20 protein-coding genes and 1 rRNA gene are annotated in these 19,205 nt (G+C 41.0%); 2 read left to right on the top strand and 19 right to left on the bottom strand.

Annotated features, from left to right (window positions below):
* Nucleotides 1-2: 2 nt before the first annotated feature.
* From LBH98_06415 to LBH98_06345, 15 genes are all read right to left on the bottom strand, one after another.
* Entirely contained in the window at nt 3-2,273 is a 2,271-nt protein-coding gene (locus tag LBH98_06415) for a hypothetical protein (GenBank protein ID MDR0304384.1), read from the bottom strand.
* Nucleotides 2,274-2,370: 97 nt separating this feature from the next.
* The gene (locus tag LBH98_06410) at nt 2,371-2,670 is read right to left on the bottom strand and encodes a hypothetical protein (protein ID MDR0304383.1); all 300 of its coding nucleotides are present in this window, start codon (nt 2,668-2,670) and stop codon (nt 2,371-2,373) included.
* Entirely contained in the window at nt 2,670-3,569 is a 900-nt protein-coding gene (locus LBH98_06405; GenBank protein MDR0304382.1) for a hypothetical protein, read from the bottom strand. The genes LBH98_06410 and LBH98_06405 overlap by 1 nt, the downstream gene beginning before the upstream one ends.
* 12 nt (nt 3,570-3,581) lie before the next feature.
* Entirely contained in the window at nt 3,582-3,863 is a 282-nt protein-coding gene (locus tag LBH98_06400) for a hypothetical protein (GenBank protein ID MDR0304381.1), read from the bottom strand.
* A 103-nt stretch (nt 3,864-3,966) separates the two neighbouring features.
* Entirely contained in the window at nt 3,967-4,149 is a 183-nt protein-coding gene (locus LBH98_06395; protein MDR0304380.1) for a hypothetical protein, read from the bottom strand.
* Nucleotides 4,142-4,504, bottom strand: a complete 363-nt coding sequence (locus LBH98_06390) for a hypothetical protein (GenBank protein ID MDR0304379.1) — start codon at nt 4,502-4,504, stop codon at nt 4,142-4,144. Before LBH98_06390 ends, LBH98_06395 begins: the two co-directional genes overlap by 8 nt.
* 53 nt (nt 4,505-4,557) lie before the next feature.
* Nucleotides 4,558-4,854: a hypothetical protein gene (locus LBH98_06385; GenBank protein MDR0304378.1), complete on the bottom strand. Its 297-nt coding sequence runs from the start codon at nt 4,852-4,854 to the stop codon at nt 4,558-4,560.
* A 106-nt stretch (nt 4,855-4,960) separates the two neighbouring features.
* On the bottom strand, nt 4,961-6,757 hold the full coding sequence (locus LBH98_06380) for a glycoside hydrolase family 9 protein (protein ID MDR0304377.1): 1,797 nt from the start codon (nt 6,755-6,757) through the stop codon (nt 4,961-4,963).
* A 10-nt stretch (nt 6,758-6,767) separates the two neighbouring features.
* Entirely contained in the window at nt 6,768-8,489 is a 1,722-nt protein-coding gene (locus tag LBH98_06375) for a glycoside hydrolase family 9 protein (GenBank protein MDR0304376.1), read from the bottom strand.
* Between the two features lie 86 nt (nt 8,490-8,575).
* Nucleotides 8,576-8,791, bottom strand: a complete 216-nt coding sequence (locus LBH98_06370) for a DUF2905 domain-containing protein (GenBank protein ID MDR0304375.1) — start codon at nt 8,789-8,791, stop codon at nt 8,576-8,578.
* 13 nt (nt 8,792-8,804) lie between these two features.
* Nucleotides 8,805-9,854 (bottom strand): Holliday junction branch migration DNA helicase RuvB, encoded by a 1,050-nt coding sequence (gene ruvB, locus LBH98_06365; protein ID MDR0304374.1) that lies wholly within the window; start codon nt 9,852-9,854, stop codon nt 8,805-8,807.
* Nucleotide 9,855: 1 nt separating this feature from the next.
* A complete protein-coding gene (locus LBH98_06360) occupies nt 9,856-10,080 on the bottom strand; it encodes an MjaI family restriction endonuclease (GenBank protein MDR0304373.1) in 225 nt (74 codons plus the stop codon).
* A 2-nt stretch (nt 10,081-10,082) separates the two neighbouring features.
* On the bottom strand, nt 10,083-10,733 hold the full coding sequence (locus LBH98_06355) for a thermonuclease family protein (protein MDR0304372.1): 651 nt from the start codon (nt 10,731-10,733) through the stop codon (nt 10,083-10,085).
* Nucleotides 10,730-11,335, bottom strand: a complete 606-nt coding sequence (ruvA, locus tag LBH98_06350) for a Holliday junction branch migration protein RuvA (GenBank protein MDR0304371.1) — start codon at nt 11,333-11,335, stop codon at nt 10,730-10,732. Before ruvA ends, LBH98_06355 begins: the two co-directional genes overlap by 4 nt.
* A 3-nt stretch (nt 11,336-11,338) precedes the next feature.
* Nucleotides 11,339-11,524 carry a hypothetical protein gene (locus LBH98_06345; protein ID MDR0304370.1) on the bottom strand — a complete coding sequence of 62 codons (186 nt, stop codon included), beginning with the start codon at nt 11,522-11,524 and terminating at the stop codon, nt 11,339-11,341.
* Nucleotides 11,525-11,753: 229 nt separating this feature from the next.
* On the opposite strand from LBH98_06345, the gene LBH98_06340 reads away from it, so the two are divergent.
* The gene (locus LBH98_06340; GenBank protein MDR0304369.1) at nt 11,754-12,611 is read left to right on the top strand and encodes a dihydrodipicolinate synthase family protein; all 858 of its coding nucleotides are present in this window, start codon (nt 11,754-11,756) and stop codon (nt 12,609-12,611) included.
* 3 nt (nt 12,612-12,614) lie between these two features.
* Nucleotides 12,615-13,118 carry a hypothetical protein gene (locus LBH98_06335; GenBank protein MDR0304368.1) on the top strand — a complete coding sequence of 168 codons (504 nt, stop codon included), beginning with the start codon at nt 12,615-12,617 and terminating at the stop codon, nt 13,116-13,118.
* 44 nt (nt 13,119-13,162) lie between these two features.
* Here LBH98_06335 and LBH98_06330 read toward each other — a convergent pair whose 3' ends face one another.
* The 4 genes from LBH98_06330 to LBH98_06315 form a co-directional block, all read right to left on the bottom strand.
* Complete coding sequence (locus LBH98_06330) at nt 13,163-14,620, bottom strand: TolC family protein (GenBank protein MDR0304367.1); 1,458 nt, start codon at nt 14,618-14,620, stop codon at nt 13,163-13,165.
* Entirely contained in the window at nt 14,617-17,730 is a 3,114-nt protein-coding gene (locus LBH98_06325; GenBank protein MDR0304366.1) for an efflux RND transporter permease subunit, read from the bottom strand. The genes LBH98_06330 and LBH98_06325 overlap by 4 nt, the downstream gene beginning before the upstream one ends.
* Entirely contained in the window at nt 17,727-18,914 is a 1,188-nt protein-coding gene (locus LBH98_06320) for an efflux RND transporter periplasmic adaptor subunit (protein MDR0304365.1), read from the bottom strand. The genes LBH98_06325 and LBH98_06320 overlap by 4 nt, the downstream gene beginning before the upstream one ends.
* Before the next feature lie 228 nt (nt 18,915-19,142).
* Nucleotides 19,143-19,205 (bottom strand): 16S ribosomal RNA (locus LBH98_06315); the annotation flags it as partial.

Here is a 19,205-nt window from a genome sequence, read left to right as displayed (position 1 = left end):
AATCAACCCCTTGTTAATTCTGTTAAAATCGGAAGTTCCACTAAACTTACTTTAGAGAACAAATAAATACCTTCTTCCGACGATTCCGTAGATTTAATCCAAACAATATCCGGTTGAGCGGATGCCGGAAGCGATTCGTCAAATTCCGGTATTACGTGGTTCTTAATTCCGTTAAATTGAGAATCTGAAGTCCATATAGTTCTCAATTCTATTTTAATCGTGTTGTTAAACGTAAAACCTTGACAAGAGAAGTTTGGCCAATAGCCGTTACCGCACGTTAACGCAAATATTTCTTTACTCAATCCCGCACCGTTCTGGTTGTCTGTCGGACTAATCTTAACATAATCTACGCCGTCCGGCAATCTTACAGATAACGATTTCTGCGGTCCCCATGCAGCCGGACCTCCTTGCCCCATTTGCAGCGCGTCTGTCGGTGGAATTTCTGTAACGTCTGTAAAGCTATTAAAACGACCTATATATGTTTGATGCTTAAAGCCGAGATTATCTAAAAAATTCATTCTTTCTACACTGTCCGGCATACCTCCAAAGTCTGCAATTCCTTGACGCGGGCTATCTCCGGTTCCGTTATCATTACGCATTGTCGAAGTCGAATACTTTTGAGCAAAGAATTGGTCGGCTCCGCTTATTTTAGGCTTGTCTTGCCTGACAGACCAAATATTTAACGCCCATTGTAAATCTTGATTTCCCTCTACGTAAGACAAATACAATTGATCTTTAGGAATCGATATTAAAAATAAATCTCCGAATTTAATATCTCCGTTTACTTCTACGCCGCCTTGTCCTATAGTCTGCGGGTCTTTTGCTTTTATCTCTATTGGAAAAACGGCGTATTTATCGTTGTCTCTATACTGAATAACGCTTACCGTCGATGTTCGTGCGGCGTTATCGTTTAACGGGAATCCAAAACATAAAAGCGACAATTCGATTCTAAATCCTTTATGCGTTTCTCCAGAATAACGAATTCCATTAGGCGTAACCCCGTCGTATGCCGAATACAGTCCGATAAATAACGTATCAAAATCACGTCTGATTTTCCCGTCCGCTAAGTTTTGCGGGTGACTGCCGTTCGCCGCTAAAATTAAACCGACGCCTCCTCCCGAATCCGTCGATTCTTTCTCGCAGCCGAACACGTTCCATTTCCCATCATGATAGTAATATTTTTTACCGTTTTGCGCCTCCCAAATTTCCCAGTTTTTCAAGAACCAATCCGTTCTGTCTTCCTGCCAACGACCCGGTTCCGTTACAAAATATCCCGGACCTTGTAGCGGCGCGCTCCAATAAGTCCGCGGCGGAATCCAAACTCTACAGCCGGTATAAACGCCTACGGAACCAGGATACGCCCCGCCGGACAATTCCGGCATTCCGTTAGAACTGTCTCTTTGACACCATAAATCGCCTGCGCTTAATTTATGACTTTTACCGGGGTCGTCAGACCCTATATAACCTATAAATCTGAGGTCTCTATTTAATAAAGGATCGACTTCTTCCTCGTCTTTATCCGCCGGAAACCAAGTCAGTCGAGATTCGCTTTCGAGTTCAAATCTATCTCCTATCATATGATAATCTTCAAAAATTTTTTCCTTAACCGGAAGATAAATCGTATAGTCGATAGCAACGGGCGCGATATAACCCGGTCCGTAAGGTCCAGGTCCCGGAGACGGTTCCGCATTGCCTCTAATTATAAGCCAGCCTTCATATTTGGCAAATACGCTCAGTTTACTTTTTTGTCCGCCTATTTTATAAACGTTTCCGTTGGTTATCCAAAAAACGCCCGTATATTCTTTCTTTTTATTTCCGATTTCGTTTGACGTTATCAGCAAAGCGTTAGTGTCTAAGGGGCAAATAAATTGGCAGTTACCCTCTCCGTATTTTTTCATGTTTTCCCAATTTTCATGCCGCGTATCCGGCGCCCCTCCCATTCCCGGACCGCTTCCTCCTCCGCCTTCCGGCAACGGATTAAATATAATCGTTTTATAGCCGCCGTTCCATCCGCCTGAGAAATTCTTTACGGATCGGAGGTTTGTTAATAATATTCCGCCATCTACTTCTTTGGTAGACGCAAACGTAGATACTATTTCCGGAATTTCCGTTGCAGACGAAGCTATACGCGTAAGCAATCCATTGCGATTGCGATACCACAACTCATTTGCGGTTCCTTTATTAGGTCCTATCTGAACATATCCTGCTGTGCCAGGCTGAAGATTTTCAGGATCGCCTTCCCATTCTCTTATTTGTGCGATTATCCCTGCCATTGCCATATCCTTTTTATTTAAAGTTAATTGTCCGCTTAAATTATTTTACATTACAATTTCATGCGGCAATTTTGCGATTTTCACTAAAACACTTTTATTATTCGTTCGATGAGTTTTCCTGTTCAATTACAATCTCCGGAGCATATACGGTTCTGCGACCGCGATGTTCAAAGCTAGTATCTTCAGCATACCACGGATTTTCAAGCGAAGTCACTATTTCTCTCGATTCGCTATATCCGAACTTCGTATCTAAGTGTTCTTCTTTAGTTTTACGATGTAGCCAGTCTGTTTCACGAGCAGGTAAACCTGCAACAGGATTATAATTTTCAAATAGTTTATGTGCTGCTGCATATTCTTCTATCAGTATGTCTCTGAATAAATCTTGCACTCTTCTCATTATAATCCTCCGCGAATTCGAATATTGGATTCTGTTTTCGTTTTTGCTTCATACAACCAAATACTCCAAGAATTTGCAATGCCATCATCAGTAATGTACAAATCTATGTCAGTGAACACTCTGTAAATTATATTTGTTGTTGAAAAATATTCAATAGCTTCCTTCGGAGTTAATTCAGGATTGCCATTTGATTGTGGACGATAAAAACGTATCGTTTTGTCCATATATACAAAATTTGCCATATCTTCTACTGAATTAAACAATAATAGTTGATCCTCCGATTCGTAATACTGAACACATTCCGACACGTTTGCAAATTCATCTGGCTGTTCCATCATCTCTTCTTCGCATAATACTATTAAATTCTGTAAGAGCATTGCACTATAGATAGTTTCACCAAGTGAAAGAACCATAAACACACCTTCTGTTCCATACGATCTCAGTATTTCGAATTCTGCTTGGTCTATGTTTTGAGCAAAAATATTTATAAACTCATTTTTTGTTTCTGGAAATCTTTCTTGTGTATTCCATGTATCGTCCCAGTATGACCAAATAAATTGCTGAACATAATTATTGACATTGTTTTTGTTTTTCCAATATTCTACGTCCATACTGATTTTAAGAAAATCAGTATCTTCAAACACCTTCAACAAAAGACCTTTCTCGTTTCTGTAAACGTCATAATTACTTCCATTTTCACGACTTACATGCCTTATAAAAGACATATTTAGTTCTTTTTTTATTTTCTCTGTCGTTGAGCCGGATATTGCTCTTATTAACTCTATAATTTGGTGGTTTTGATTGATTGAGTCGATTGGATTATCAGGCTCTTTCACATTTCCTGTATCCGTACAGGAAAAAATCAATAACGCTAATATTAAAAATAATGCTTTCTTCATATAACCCTCCTTTTAAGGTTTTACCCATAATTCTACGTAATTTGCTTTTATACGCATCGGGTATGTGTTCGTATTTGTATCATAATCATTGTTTATCGCTTCTTGCGGTACCAGATTTGAATTTGTATTATGCTTCGTGCGGTCTGTTTCTAAAGATGTTAATCTATCACCATCGTTTGTCCACTCTTGCCACTCATTGCCTCTTACAGATATGTCATGAACGTGATCCGGAAGACCTAAACGAAATCTATATTGTGTTCCTTCTACTATTACGTTTTTCCCGAAATTTCCCATGTGTATCGCCGCACAATCTGTAATACGGTTCCAATCCGGATTTTCAGAAAACGATATTGCGTTAGAAGGGGGAACATAATATTGCCAATGTGTACGGATATATTTAGACAGCAGTAAATACCGTCGGTTCAGTCGGTTTGGTTTCTGTACTTTTGGGACCAAATACGGCGTTACCTTTTCCAACGATTGTGTTTGAAATTATAACAACCGTGTCATAATCAATATCGCTAAAATTTGATAGTCGCTGATTATACTTCACATTCACAAATCTGTCTAATTTAGACATTTTCTTCCTCCATTTTCCTTTTCACCGTTATTTTTACTCCGTTTACTTTCGCAGTTAATTCTTCTATTTCCGTTTGTTCTTCCTGCTCCAATTTCAATTTTTCCTGCACTCTGATTACCGCTTCAATCGCCGAAACGACACCGCCGTCCTCCTGTTCTATCTGATAACTTGTAGTTGCCTGATACTGCCTGCGGCCGTCCAGCATAAACGCGTCTCTGTCCACACGAGCAAGAAATTTTATCGCTTCTACATGATTAAGCCAAACTTTCGCTTCGTGCCAAAACAAATCGTCGGAAATGTGAGTAAATTCAAACCGCCAGGCGGGAGGCTGCGTCCTAAGACGGCTATTTACCACATCGTCTCCTCCTACACAATGTTTGATGAATTCTTCGAATGGAAGTTTTGGGGTTAAATTATCTTTTTTTTCGCGGCAATTGCGCCTGCTTTCTCGCTCAATGCGTTTTTGGCGACGACGGCTAATTTAAGTAAATGTTCTTCATTTGTAAGACAATTTAAGGCGTTTTTAACGCCTTTTGATTGACGAACGTCGTTCTCTATTACCTTTTTCAAACTCTCGGCATAATCACAAGTTTTTGCGTCTAAACCTTGTACTGCGATTTCCGAAACAATTCCTGTCGAATATCTTCGTTTTGTAATTTCCGCTTCCAAGTTTTCAAATTTTGTAAACAAATTTCTCACACTCATAATATCTCCTATAACGGTTAATATGAAGGTTGAGAATGTTTTAAAACCGTTTACAAATTAAATATACTCTATGTTTTTCCATTCCGCTTAAAAACATTTGATCGGATTATTCTTCGTCTTTTTCCGCAAAGAATTTTGAAGCGACCGCAATCATGAATATTCCGTCGGCCACTCCGCCGATGGTTGTTTCCATGCACATAAAGTCCTTACGGCTGTCAAAGAAAACTCCGTCTATAGTATTAAACTTGTTTGTGCGCTGAGCGTCAACGTCAAAGCCGAAATATGTCTTGAATTTTTCCCAACTTATTCTGTCTCCGGGACCTTCGGAAATCGCGCCCGTAGGAAATTTATCCGCCTGAAGATTATAGACTTGAGAATACGGGTCTGTTATAGTTTTCCCGTCAAGACGCGGGTCTTGCGTCGCTACAAAACATATTCCCCAGTTGTTGTAGCCCAACAAATAATCAAACATATTCCTGCCCAATTCTTCGTACTTCCTTTCGCCGGTAAGCAATTGAAATTCCAAAGCCGTCGAACCGACGCCTATATACGAGTACAAGCCGCCCCAAACGTATTTCATAGGAACGCCCCAGATATTTCCGCTTCTGCGCGAATTGGTCAAAAATTCGTCCAAATCGGCGTATAAATCGTTTTTTGCAATCGGATCCCACTGCATAACGACCGCATGAGCCGGCATATTTACCGATTCCCAAGCGCGCCATCCGGCCGTTCTCGCCAAATTTTGATACTTTATCGATTCGGTTTTATAAAAATCGTCGTTTGTAAGTTTATAAAGTTCCGCAGCCGCCAATTCCAAATTATCGTTCACCGTCTCGTCGCCGTAAAACACGTTTACTTCGTCGTTAAGCGCCGCCATCGGAACCGCGTCCTTAGACGTCGCTCTTCTGAAAATCAATTTTGATTTGTTTTCGTATTTTTGTGCGATATCTTTTTTGCCGAGTTTCTTAAAAATATTTGCGCCAAGCGCCAAACTTGCCGCAGCATATCCCATTTGATGAGGAGAAAGCGCGGAAAGCGCCGGACGTTTTCCGTCAAATTCGTCATTCTCCGGCAAACGGTATCCCGCGTTGTGATCTTCGGAATCTCCTACCATAATAATAAATTCGTTGGTATCGTTTTCCGGCATGGTTTTCATAAGCCAATCCAAACCCCATTTCGCTTCGTCGATCAAATCGTTAAATTCCGTTTTACTGTATTGCTTCATATTGTCAAAAAGTTCGGGATTTATTTCGTAAGAGCGAAGCAAGAAATATGTCGCATAACCTATCGTCAGAGAAAATTTAAGATAATCCGCCGCATCGTGCCAACCGCCGAAACCGTCGATTTTTTTGCCGCTGCCGTCGTCGTGCCAAGAACCGTTATCGGATCCTTCTCTGTGATGAACAACACACGATTTATCTCCGCCATGACAGAATCCGTGGTCAACGGCGTCGTTTGAACCGCAGCGCGCCGCGCGCATCCAATGCAGCGGTTCGCTTACAAGCCATGAATAAGGATCTGTTTCTATAGATATAATTACCGATTCGACGCCTTCGGTCACAAATTTATACTTTCCTATTTTGTTAAGAGCCGAAAAATCTATAACGTAATTAAAGTCCATAGGCACATGCCCGGACTTTCCGCCGATCGAATTGTCCAAACGACCTCTTTGCGCCGTATCGCCGGTTTCGATGTTTACAAAAAACCATTCTTTTCCGGCGATATTTTTCTCAGACATTATCACCATTCTTTTTTGACGCGAAGGCGTATATCCAAGCATATTAAAACGGACATAAACCGCCGTGTCTTTGCTTTTTTTGGGAGCGGTCGCTTCGTTTGACGATTGGCATCCCGCCATAAACGTTATAAACAAAAAAACAGACATTATTACAATTTTTTTCATCTTTTTCTCCTTATTTTCCACCAAAAATCGTGTTAGCCAAAGTCATAAGATAAATGTTTTCCGCCGCGCCGTTAATTCTTGCTTCCATAGTCATATAATCGTCGTAGTGGTCTAAAAACACAACCGCTTTCGTGTTGAAAGGATAACAATAGTTAACGCGAATATCGTCCAAAATCCATTTACTTTCTTCGTCGTGGGCTTCTCTGTCGCAAGGCCCTATTGACACCGCCCCTTCTGGAAAGAGACGAGTTTGAAGTTTGTAAACCGGAAGATTAAATCTTTTTACACTCTGTTTTATACTTGGAACAGCCGTAAAACTTACCCCCCAATTGTTAAGTCCAAAATCATAATTCAACACGTCAAGAACTAAACCGTCGTATGTGTTTCCTCCAAACGCTTTTTCATAGAGTCCGGCGGAAATACCTATAACAAAACAATTATACAAACCGTTTACCGTATATTCCAAAGGCAATTTCCAAACGTTTCCCTGTTCGTTTTGATTGTTTAGAAAATCGTCCAAATCCTCTTTGAACAGTTTTTTCGCATTGTTGTGTTTGTCGGCTATAAGCGCCTGCGCCGGCATATTCAGAACTTCCCAGCCAGCCCAGCCGGCCGCTTCGAGTTTATCGGAATACGCTTTTGATTTTGAAAGATAATCCGCGTCGCCGGTTAAATTATACAATTCCGCGCTTGCTAAAAGTAAATTGTCTTTGTCCGATTCGTCCGGATGCAGGGGATAATCTTTTTCAAGCCACTCGGGAACCAATTTTTCGGAGATAATTTTGTTGTAAATTTTTATCGACTGAGATTTACATTTTTCGGCAAACGCCGCGTCAATGCTTTTAAAAGCCGCAGAACCCGCCGCTAACGCCGCGGCGGCGAGCCCCATATCTGAAGAACTTAAAATGGAGTAAGCCGTTCTCTTACCTTCCATAATGTCTTCATGAGGGAGACGAACGCCGTTTTCAGAATCATACCCGCCGACATTTACAATAAAATCATTATCGTTAGGCATAACCTTCAAAAGATAATCCAAACCGAATTTCGCTTCGTCAAGAATATCGACTAAAGACGATTTGCTGTATTTTTTTGAAAAAGATTCAGGGGCGATATTATACGCTTTAATCAAACAATAAGAAGTATATGCGATAAGCGAAGTCATTTTTGTAAAATCGCCGCCGGCATACCACCCGCCCATCAAGTCGAACGTTTTTCCGTTTTCGTCTTCGCTCCATTCGGAATCCTTTTCTTTACCTTCACGATAATAAACAAAAGCCGTCGAATCGCCGAAATGCGCCGGTTGACGGTCTAAAACGTCTTTCGTTCCGCTTCTTTGGGTACGCAGCCATCTTAGAGAAGACGAGATTGCTTCGGAGTACGGATTTTTCGTTACAGCTATCTGGTAAGATTCTTCAACGCCGTCGATGTTAAACCGGTATTTTCCCTCTTTGCTTATCTTTGAAAAAAACACTTCATAATTGAAAGCCAGTGGAGAATGGTCGCCTTTTCCGGCAATGCTTTTCCCAATTTTACCTTCATCGGCGACCGTTCCGTTTTCATCGGTAATTTTCCACGGCTTTGCGGAAATATCGGACGAAGACATTACCACGATTCTCTTTTCGGCATTCGGATAGTATCCTGCCAAATTGCTTCGGACAAATATTTGCGCCTGCACCGAAAACAACGCGGCAGCACATAAACCGATAGCGGCCGTTTTACAAAAATTTTTCACTCAACAACTCCTCTCGTAAGGATTTAGTACATAACAATTATAACTTATTAATATACATTTATTACTCTAATGAAAAATAAAATTTTTCATTTTGAGAAAAAATTTACTACTACGGTCAATATTAGCGACAACAAAATGCAAGTCATCAGCGGGAATGAAATCTTAAAATCTCCCTTGGTTACATTTATATCCAACGGCAAATGTCCGACAAGAAGTTTATCGGAAAGCAAAAACAAAGCGCCGACAATCGCAATTGAAACTCCCGCCACCAATAAAAACCGTCCTATCTCTGAAAAATACATATATTTATTCCTTTCAGTATTCATCAAAAATACTTGTTTGCACGGCGTTATTTCCGATTGTTTTAACTTTCGGCGTTAATCCGAGCGTTTTGTACGACTTTTCAGTGATTTCGCGTCCTTGCGGGGTGCGCTTTAGAAACCCGCACTGGATTAAATACGGTTCATAAACGTCTTCTATCGTGTCGGTTTCCTCGCCGATTACGACCGCGATATTTTTTATTCCGACAGGTCCGCCGCCATAATGATGTGCGATTGTCGTCAAAATCGCCCTGTCCATTTCGTCAAGTCCTATATCGTCTATTCCAAGCATTTTGCAGGTTTGTGAAACCGTATCCGTCGTAATAGTTCCGTTTCCGCGGACATCGGCGACATCTCTCACCCTCCGCAAAAGGCGGTTGGCTACTCTGGGCGTCCCGCGCGAGCGTTTTCCCAATTCTAAAGCGGCTTGAGGCTCACAAGGAATGTTGAGCAGTTTTGCCGAACGCATAACGACTTTTTGCATTTCGTCGGGGGTGTAATATTTCATTTGCCCGACATATCCGAAGCGCGCAAGCATCGGCGACGTAATCAGTCCGGCTCTTGTCGTTGCGCCGACAAGCGTAAATCGTTTTAGCGGAAGGCGTATCGATTTTGCCGCAGGACCTTCTCCCGTCATAATATCAAACACAAAATCTTCAATTGCGGGATACAAAGCTTCCTCTACAACCCGATTAAGGCGATGAATTTCATCAATAAAAAATATTTCTTTATCGTTAAGTCCGGTTAAATTTCCAGCCAAATCACCTTTTTTTTCAAGCACCGGACCGGATGTCGTCGTAATATCTACGCCCATTTCGTTAGCCAGAATTCTCGCTAAAGTAGTTTTGCCAAGTCCCGGAGGTCCCGAAAAAAGTATGTGGTCGATAGGTTCGCCGCGTTTTTTTGCCGCCGCTACGAAAATCGACAGGTTTTGCTTCAACTGTTCTTGTCCTATAAAATCGGCAAACGTTTGCGGACGCAACGTCCTGTCCAATTCGCTGTCGTCATTCTGTGCGACCGGAGTTATTATGCGTGTGTATTCCACTTTATTTACTCAATCTTTCAATTTCCCGTTTAATTTGGTAATTTTTGGCTTCGGTATATGCGTTTTCAAAATACCATTTTTGCCGTCGCGATATTGTGTCCGGCTGGCATTCACGAATTAAAGCCATAACCGCTCCGACTTTATTCGGTCGTGAAAGTTGATATGTTTGACAAGCGTAATTCAACACCTTTTCTTTTTTACCGAAATCTTGTGAGCGCTTATTCATTTTTATATTAAAGCTCTAAACTTATTTTTTTGTTCAAATTCTATACTCTCATCGATTAATGCCAAACCGTTTTTCAACAAATGGGCGTTGATAAATGGTTTATTTTCCAAATATAAATAAACCATTAAATTATTATCTTTGTCATATTTTGCATTGTCATATTTTAGAAAAACACGTTTGCCTTTTAATTTCTCTTTTAAGAATTTCGTCGCAGAACCGTTAACTTTGGGGTTTTGCTTAATTCCAATCAAACGAACTGTCAAATCGTTATTCAATTTTAAAATTTCAGGAGAAATTATCTCTTTTACAGAAAAATATTTCTGAACCGTTTTACTTTCTTTATCAATTTTTGAGCCGTATTGTAATTTTTTTACATCAATTTTTTTATCCAACTTATGACTGTCAACAAATACATAAGGTAAATTTTTAATTTCCTTGTCAAAGTCGCAAAGCACACGAAAACATTCCTTCCAAACAAAATTCAAATTGTTTATATAATTTTCATAACTGTCGTGAAAGCCGATTTGATTTTGTATTCCGTAATCTTTTAATTGCCAATATGGCGGAGAAGTAATTATAAGATTAACGCTTTTATCTTCCAACTCCCGCATATTTCTACAATCGCCGTTTATTATTTTGTGTGTTGTTTTCATATTTCCCTCAAAGCCGCAGTTATCCACTCGTGAGCGGGGATGTCTTCATCCATAATCTCATCCAATTTAGCCAAGATATTACGTACCTGATTTTCCGTATAGCCTAAAGCGATAAGCCCTGCAAAAGCGTCGTCGCGAGACGATTTGGCAAGCGGCGACGATTTATGCGATTTCGGTTTAATCGCCGTTTGAATAGAAATCCCCGACAATTTTCCGCGAAGTTCCAGGATTAAGCGTTCCGCCGTTTTTTTTCCTACGCCGCTTACCGATTTGAACATCGACGCATCTTCGTTTTCTACCGCATTTACAATTTGCTCTACGGTCATTCCCGATAAAACTCCAAGCGCTACTTTCGGTCCGACTCCGCTTATATCAATAAGTTTCAAAAAAATTTCTCGTTCTTCTTTGGAAATAAACCCGTAAAGCCCCTGCGAATTTTCGGTGATATGATAGTATGCGAAAAGAAAAATATCTTCATTAATTTTAGGAAGCGCAAGTGAAGTATTAAACGAAATTCCGAGTTTATATCCGACTCCATTAACGTCCACTACCGCCGTATTCGTATCGGAAAAAAACAACTTCCCTTTAAAAAATTCAAACATAAATTACTTTGCCAATTCTTCCTTAATATAAACTACCCGTGAATAAGGGATGCTGATACGCCCTTTGGTTGTTTGAAATTCTACATACTGTTCCCTATAATAATGAACGTCAAGAACTCTTGCGCCGGCAAACGCGTGAGACACCGATTCCTCCAAAAGAATAGTTATTCTTCCACATGTTATTAACATTTTACCTCACTTGTATAATAAGTCCGCTTACTTATGTTAAAAATACGATAAGCCGCGACATTAAAGAGCGAAAATAATTTTATATTCAACCCGGACAATTACCGAAAATATCTCTATCGCATTTGTAATTGTTTTAAAAGATCGTTATATCGTCAAGTAATTCCGCAGCAGTCGCAAAAACCGCCTTTTTATTTCAAAATTTAGTATTTTATATAAAAAAGGAACGGTCATGAATGAAAAGTCGATTTTTGAAAACTTAATCGCTGCGCTTGTAACCCCGATAAAAAACTTTCAAATAGAAGAAGCTGCGCTCGCCGACCACCTTGAGTTTTTGCAAAAAAACGGAGTCAATAAAATTCTTTCGGGCGGAACTACCGGAGAATTTTTTTCAATAGGAAACTCGTTAAGATATAAATTATTCGAACTAACAAAAAAAAATTTTAACGGTAAAATAATTTTTAACGTTTCCGACACATCGCTTTCGGATGTAAAAAAAAATATAGAATTCGCTCAAAATTCCGGTGCGGACGCTATAGCTTTGATACCGCCGTTTTATTTTGCAAACGCGCCGATTGAAGGAATTATAAATTTTTTTAACGACGCGGTTAATTTTTCAGAAATTCCGTGTATGTTATACAATTTCACAAAACATACACAGAATAAAATCACGCCGGAAATTATAAAATCCGTACCGCAAGCCGCCGCACTCAAGGACTCCGACAAAGACGAAACTCTTATTACACACACACCGTGTTATGTTTGCGGCGGCGATTCGCTTATTTATGATTTTTATCGAAAAGGCGCAAAGGGCGTAATATCGGTGATGGCGAATTATTGTCCGAAATTGGCGGTAAAAATGTGGAATCAATTGCAAAACAGTGATTTTGATGACGCTAAAAAAACGCAGGAACAAATTTGTGAAATAGCGTCGCATTTTAGAAAAGACGATCAAATTGCAAGGATAAAATATGCGCTTTCAAGAATTTTGAACGAATATTCGCCGGAAGTTTTGCCGCCGCTTTTGCCGCTTGACAAGTTTGCAAAAAAAGAAATAGACGAATTGTTTGACAAAAAAATTCTCGGATGAATCATGCCCAAAAGAATACAACTTTCAGAATTGGAATTTACTAAAATTTTGACGATAAGATTCGACAAAAGCGATGAAGTTATGCAAACGCTTCCGGCAATCCGCGTCTTGAAACGGCAATATCCGCAAGCTGAAATTCATTTTGCGGTAAAAAAAGAATACGCCGACATTTTAACAAAAGTAAAGGAAATATCAAAAATTCACATTTTAGATAAAGACGAAAAATTCCCGCTTACCACGCTTCACGATGCGCTTTCAAAAGAATTTTTTGATTTACTTGTTGATTTACAGTGCGACTTTCGTTCATCGTATTTGTATTCTTGTTCTCCGGGAGCAAAAAAACTTTTCTGCAAAAAATATCATATTCAAAAATTACTTTTATTCTTCAAAAAAAACGCTGAAAAAACCTTTCCGCCGCTTTGGCAATGCTTTTTAGATGTTTTGCCAAAACAAGATTATGAGGTTTCACAAACGGATTTTGAAATTGTAAACGAAAAACAAAATTAAAATGGCGATAAAAAATTCGTAAAATATTTTAGATATAATTTAGATTATTCGAAAATCGTATCCATCGGCTTAATTCCGCGCCTTAGTAAAAGCGTGCCGTCGCGAAAATAAAGGGAGAGCAACGCGTAAATATAAGAGGTGCGCGCCCTTGCTTCGTCAAGGTTTGCCGATACAAAATCCCGCTGCACTTGCAATACCGCATATCCGGTTGATTTCCCTACGTTCAATTTTTCCTGTTCGGCGTCTAATTTTTGTTGTTGAAGCGCACTAACCGTTTTTGCCGTTTCAATCTGTGTCGCCGCTCTTAATACTTCTATGTGCGCAGAACGAACCTCGTATTCAAGCAAATGTGAAAAATTTTCAATAGACAGTTTTTGCTGTTCTATTGAGTACGCAGCCCTACGGTATTTTTCACGGGAAGCGCCGCTCGTAAGTGGAAATTGAAGCGTAAAACCGCCGGTTATAATTCCTTCAGGGTCTTTTGGCGTCAGCGCTTCAGAAAAAGATTCTGCGTAAGAAGTTTCACGCAGAGAAATGAAAAAATCAAGTTTCGGAAGCAACCCGTTTTTTGTATATGCTAAATCTAATTCCCCCTTTTTCGCTTGCAGCGCCGCTTGACGGAAGTCCGGTCTGAACCTCCGCGCCGCTTCTATATGCTCTTCAAGCGCATCCGCTTTGCCCAAAGACATAATGGTATCGGTAATAACTGCGTTTACGCTCCAATATTCTGGAGCGTTCATAATGTAAGCAAGATAAAGAATTTTTTGTTTATACGCGGTAGCGGCGTCAAATAATTGTCTTTCTCTTGAAGCGGCTTCCGCCCTTATAGCCGCAAGATCTATCGCCGCTATGCTTCCGGTTTTCAGCCGCTCTTCAGCTTCGTAAAGAAATCTTTGCACTAGTTCTAAAGAATATCGATAAATTTTTACTTCTTCGCCGCTTAACGACAAATCCCAGTACGCCCGCTCCGCATCCATCAAAAATTTTTGTGCGTATCCGGTCAATTCTTCTTCCCGCAATTCAACGTCTATACGCACTTTCCGCAACGGAGCCAAATTTACGGCGGGATTAACTCCTCTAAGCAACGACTGGGTTATTGTAAAACCGACGTTATTTTGATAACTAGCGCCGGTTGCCGATTTTAACGCAGACGAAAGCGGAACCGCTTCTCCCCAAAGTTTAATGTTTGTTCCCGTAGGAAGCGTCTCGTAAATAGACAATGACATTTGATTCGATTCCGAAAAATCTATACTGTCCTGTTTGCTCGTACTGTAAGAAAATTCAATTTGCGGTTCGTATGTGTAACGATTCTCCCTTAATATAGAAACGGCGGCGTCAGTATTTATCCTTTCTATTTTGACTAAAGGATTATTCTGCATAGCCCGCAATAATGTGTGACTTAAAGAAAGAGCGGTAGTATCGTTTCCATAAATAATACATCCCGTCCAAGTTGAAAAAAGAATCGCAATCATCGCAATTTTATTAACGTTAAGTTTAATCAAGCCGTCTGCACCGCCTTTCCTCTTTTTTTAATTTTATGTTCTACCAACGAATAAATCACAGGTATAAATACCAAAGTGATAACCGTTGATACGGTAAGACCTCCGATAATTACTCTTGCCATAGGCACCTGCGATTCACTGCCTTCTCCTATTCCGATAGCCATTGGAAGAAGTCCCAAAATTGTCGACAGCGTAGTCATAAGAATAGGGCGAAGCCGCCTTTCTCCTGTGATTTCAATAGCGGTGAAAAGTTCCATTTCTTCGTCTCTATACAAACGGTTGATCATATCCACTAATATTATGGCGTTATTGACAACCACGCCGACAAGGATGATGCACCCTATAAACGCTTGTATCGTAAAAGGAGTTCTTGTAATAAGCATTATAGCGACTACTCCGGTCAACGCCATAGGAATTGAGAATATAACTATTAAAGGATCTTTTAACGACTCAAACTGTCCTGCCATAACCAAGAAAATAAGCGTTATAGCCATAGCGATACCGAAAAACAGCTCTCTTTGCGCTTTTTGCTGTTCTTCCCAATCACCGCGAATAAGCACTACAAATTCTTGCGGGATTGAAATATCTTTTATCGCCGAACGAATATCTTCCACAACGCTTTTCATATCTCGTCCAGCATAATTGACGCTTACGGTCACTATACGTTCTCGGTCGCGGCGTTCCACTTTGACCGGTCCAATGCCGGTTTCAATTTGCGCCGCGCTTTGTAGAAGTATCGGACGATTGCTACTGTTCATTACGGATAGATTACTAACGTTGTCAATACTCTTTCGATCGTCTTCCGCAAGTCGCACCATAACCGAATACTCTTTCCCGTCGACGCGTACTTTTGTTGCGGATGTTCCGCCCATCGCCGTCTGTACCGTAGAACCGATTTGAGTGGCGGACAAGCCCAATTCGGCGGCTTTGCCTCTGTCGATTTTCACTCGATATTCCGGCATTCCGGCTTCACGGCTTATCTGCGTTTCGGTAATACCCGAAATCTCCGATACGGCGTCGTTTATCTGTTTGGCAAGCGTTTGACCAGTTTCTAAATCATACCCGCGAATTTCTATCCCTATCGCCTGATCCGTATTTGTTCCCATTCTAAGCAAAAACATCCCTTGACCTTCCCGAACTCGTACGGTCGTTCCGGGCAAGCCTGAAAGTTTTGGACGAAGCTGTTCCGCGACTTGAATGGACGAACGAGAACGTTTGTTTTTAGGAACCAATGATATGCGAATTTGAGCTGTGTTGCCGCTGACCGCCTGACTTCCCATTCCGGATGCTATATTGGACAAAGTGAATATTGCTTCCGGCACTTCTTTACGTATTATACTTTCAATTTTTCTTACCGTTTCGTCTAATATCTCAAGCTTTGTTCCTATTTCCATTTCTACGTTTACTCTCACGTCGCTTTCGTCCGTAGCGGGCATAAGATCTACGCCGACTAACGGCAGAGCGAAAAATGAAAGCGCAAAGAGCGCAAAGACAAATACTATCACGGTGAGACGGTTATGCAGCGCCCAATGAATTACGCCTTTATATCTATGCTCTATTTTTACATAAAACCTCTCCGAAACCTGAAATATTTTAGCCATATTGGAATCGTTCGTATGTTTTATACTTTCGGAACGTAAAAATTTCGTCGTCAGCATAGGCACAAACGTTAATGCGACCAACAGAGAACATGAGATTGAAAATGCGACCACGTACGCAAGCGACTGAAACATTATACCGGACATTCCACGCATAAAAATAACCGGAATAAATACTACAAGCGTAGTAAGAGTGCTCGCAATAACGGCGGAAGACACCTCGCTTACCCCTTTTATCGCTCCCTCGTAAGCGCCCATCCCTTTTTCTCTTTTGTGAAAAATGTTGTCAAGCACGACTATCGCGTTGTCAAGTAACATTCCTATACCCAAAGCCAAGCCGCCGAAAGTCATCATATTAAGAGTAAAGCCGCAGAAATAAATCAGCGCAAACGTAGCGATTACCGAAATAGGAATTGCAACGCTTATTATCATAGTAGTCGTTATATTACGCAAAAATAGAAGCAACACGAATATTGCTATACTGCCGCCCATAATAAGCGATTGGGTAACCGACTTAATTGAATTTTCCACATATTTTGCGTTATCTACGAGCGCTATTATTTCTATGTCTTCAATATCTCTGTTTATACGCTGAATTTCTTTTTTCACGCCGTTAGCCACAGCCACAGTATTGCTGCCGGACTGTTTGCTTACAGAAAGCCGAATTCCCATAACGCCGTTTATTCGCACAAACGACTTTACGTCCTCATAGCCATCTTTAACTTCCGCGATGTCCGCTATGCGTATCGGCACTCCGTCGCTTACGGTCACAACCGTGTTGTTTACGTCGTCGGCGCCTCTGTATTCGGCAAGCGTGCGAACCGTAATATCGCGATTCCCGGAAATAATAGAGCCGGCGGGAATATTTTTATTTTCCCGTTTCAGAGCCGTTACAACCATGTCCGTCGATATGCCGTACGCTTCCATGCTTGCGGAACGCAAATCTACGTGTATTTGTCGTTTTTGTCCTCCGCGTATATCGACGGAAGCCACACCGGCGACTCGTTCCAAACGATATTGAACCTGGTCTTCAAGTATCTGCTGTATTTCGGAAATATCCTTGTCTTGCACCGTTACGCCAAGTATCATAATAGGCATTGCGGAAACGTCGAATTTGCGTATTAAAGGTCTGTCGATTTCTTCTGGAAGCATGCCAAGGATACGGTCAATACGGTCGCGCATATCGTTAACGGCGTAATCAAGGTTGGAATTCCAAGGGAAAGTCACTCTCACTACGCTTCTGCCTTCGCTGGAAGTAGATGTAATCTCTTCTATTCCTTGAATTCCCGCCAGCGCCGATTCTATAGGGCGCGTGATAAGTTCTTCTACTTCTTGCGAGCCGGCGTTTTCGTAATCTGTGATAACGCTAACCGTAGGCATAGTGATTTCCGGCATAAGGTCAATAGGCAGACGAAGCAACGAAAATGCGCCTATAACGATTACTATAAGATAAATAACTGTAATAAGGATCGGACGGCGTATCGGAAGCGAAATTAACGAGTGTTCGCTCATTTTATATTGTCCTGCCTGCCGCCGACGGAGGAAACGATAACTTCGGAACCGTCGCGTAAAAGATGCTGCCCGAGCGTTACTATCAGTCCGTCAATGTTTTTTGGAGATAGTATTTGCACATACTTTCCGTCGTTTATCCCCGTTTGAACAGGGACTAATTTTACTTTTGACGAATCGTTTATTACGAATACCGCATTTACCCCGTTTTTATCAACTAATGCTGCGGACGGGATTACTTGAGCGTTATCGTCTTCTTCAAGTACGATTCTTATACGGGAAAACATGCCGGGCATAAGCAGGTGCGATTCGTTGCTTAAAGCGATTTCAACGGCGGCGGTTCTTGAAGCCGATTGAAAGAAAGGCGCGACTCGATAAACCGCTCCTTCAAAAGATTTATTCAATATGGCGTCAGTAGTTACAACGGCTTTTTTACCGGGCTTCATACTGCGATAATCTCTTTCGCTGATGGCAAGCTCGACGAAAACCGTATCAATGCCTACTACCGTAACTATCGCTCCGCCTACCGCAAGCAATGTTCCTCCGTCAACGTGACGTTGAGCGATAAAACCGTCCTGTGCGGTTCTAATTTGAGTGTATTCAAAATTGGTTCTTGCCTGAGATAAAAGAATTTGACGTTGTTTAAGCATTGCGTTTGCAAGCTCGCATCGTGATTTTTGAGTTTCATATTGAGTGTTAAAAGCGTCGAATTCCGCTTTGGATACTATTCCTTTCCCCAACAATTCACGCGCTCGTTTAAGCTCCGTTTCCGTATGCAATAACTGTGTATTGGCTTCTTCAAGCGTCGCTTGACTAATGCTTACCTGTGTTTGCGCTTCTTCCAAAGCGTTACGGTATTCGGTATCGTCTATGCGACCGATGATTTCGTTTGTCTTAACCGGATCTCCGATACGTTTGTTTATTGTTACAAGTCGTCCGGCGATTTTTGCGGAAACGACGTATGTGTATGACGCCTTGACCGTTCCGGTAAATTCTCGAATATCCGTCATAGGACGCGTACTGATTTTTTCCGCCTCTACCGCAATAATCGTCGAACCGCCGCGTCCGATACCGGATGAAAGCGCGGGTTTCACACCTTGATTAGCCGATAAAATACGCGCTATAATGATTGCCGCCGCGGCTACGCTCACGAAAACGATTATAAATACCCTGTGATTTTTCTTCATTAATCTTCTCAATATTTTTTAGGAACTCTTCGCTCGTTTGGATAATACAAAAATAATATTTGTTACATGAATAAAAATAATTATCGTATTTGATTTTATTTTCAACGATTGGCGAGAGATTGTTTAAAGAACTTATAAAAAAGCCTCAACCGTCTTAAAGACAGTTAAGGCTTGAAACATTATAATGTAAGATTAAGATGTATGCGAGTGAGAAATTGGTTTCTCCAGAAAGGAGGTGATCCAGCTGCAACTTCCGATACAGCTACCTTGTTACGACTTAGCCCCAATTAA

The sequence above is a fragment of the Chitinispirillales bacterium genome, from assembly GCA_031254455.1.
GTDB lineage: Bacteria > Fibrobacterota > Chitinivibrionia > Chitinivibrionales > Chitinivibrionaceae > WRFX01.
The sequence above is the reverse complement of the archived record's forward strand: the minus strand, read 5'-3'. Positions and strand labels throughout refer to the sequence as shown.

What these genes read in the sequence shown, in the direction of transcription:
- LBH98_06415 (MDR0304384.1), bottom strand. Translation starts at nt 2,273, where the DNA reads ATGGCAGGGATAATCGCACAAATAAGAGAATGGGAAGGCGATCCTGAA.
- LBH98_06410 (MDR0304383.1), bottom strand. Translation starts at nt 2,670, where the DNA reads ATGAGAAGAGTGCAAGATTTATTCAGAGACATACTGATAGAAGAATAT.
- LBH98_06405 (MDR0304382.1), bottom strand. Translation starts at nt 3,569, where the DNA reads ATGAAGAAAGCATTATTTTTAATATTAGCGTTATTGATTTTTTCCTGT.
- LBH98_06400 (MDR0304381.1), bottom strand. Translation starts at nt 3,863, where the DNA reads ATGGGAAATTTCGGGAAAAACGTAATAGTAGAAGGAACACAATATAGA.
- LBH98_06395 (MDR0304380.1), bottom strand. Translation starts at nt 4,149, where the DNA reads ATGTCTAAATTAGACAGATTTGTGAATGTGAAGTATAATCAGCGACTA.
- LBH98_06385 (MDR0304378.1), bottom strand. Translation starts at nt 4,854, where the DNA reads ATGAGTGTGAGAAATTTGTTTACAAAATTTGAAAACTTGGAAGCGGAA.
- LBH98_06380 (MDR0304377.1), bottom strand. Translation starts at nt 6,757, where the DNA reads ATGAAAAAAATTGTAATAATGTCTGTTTTTTTGTTTATAACGTTTATG.
- LBH98_06370 (MDR0304375.1), bottom strand. Translation starts at nt 8,791, where the DNA reads ATGTATTTTTCAGAGATAGGACGGTTTTTATTGGTGGCGGGAGTTTCA.
- LBH98_06360 (MDR0304373.1), bottom strand. Translation starts at nt 10,080, where the DNA reads ATGAATAAGCGCTCACAAGATTTCGGTAAAAAAGAAAAGGTGTTGAAT.
- LBH98_06355 (MDR0304372.1), bottom strand. Translation starts at nt 10,733, where the DNA reads ATGAAAACAACACACAAAATAATAAACGGCGATTGTAGAAATATGCGG.
- ruvA (MDR0304371.1), bottom strand. Translation starts at nt 11,335, where the DNA reads ATGTTTGAATTTTTTAAAGGGAAGTTGTTTTTTTCCGATACGAATACG.
- LBH98_06345 (MDR0304370.1), bottom strand. Translation starts at nt 11,524, where the DNA reads ATGTTAATAACATGTGGAAGAATAACTATTCTTTTGGAGGAATCGGTG.
- LBH98_06340 (MDR0304369.1), top strand. Translation starts at nt 11,754, where the DNA reads ATGAATGAAAAGTCGATTTTTGAAAACTTAATCGCTGCGCTTGTAACC.
- LBH98_06335 (MDR0304368.1), top strand. Translation starts at nt 12,615, where the DNA reads ATGCCCAAAAGAATACAACTTTCAGAATTGGAATTTACTAAAATTTTG.
- LBH98_06325 (MDR0304366.1), bottom strand. Translation starts at nt 17,730, where the DNA reads ATGAGCGAACACTCGTTAATTTCGCTTCCGATACGCCGTCCGATCCTT.
- LBH98_06320 (MDR0304365.1), bottom strand. Translation starts at nt 18,914, where the DNA reads ATGAAGAAAAATCACAGGGTATTTATAATCGTTTTCGTGAGCGTAGCC.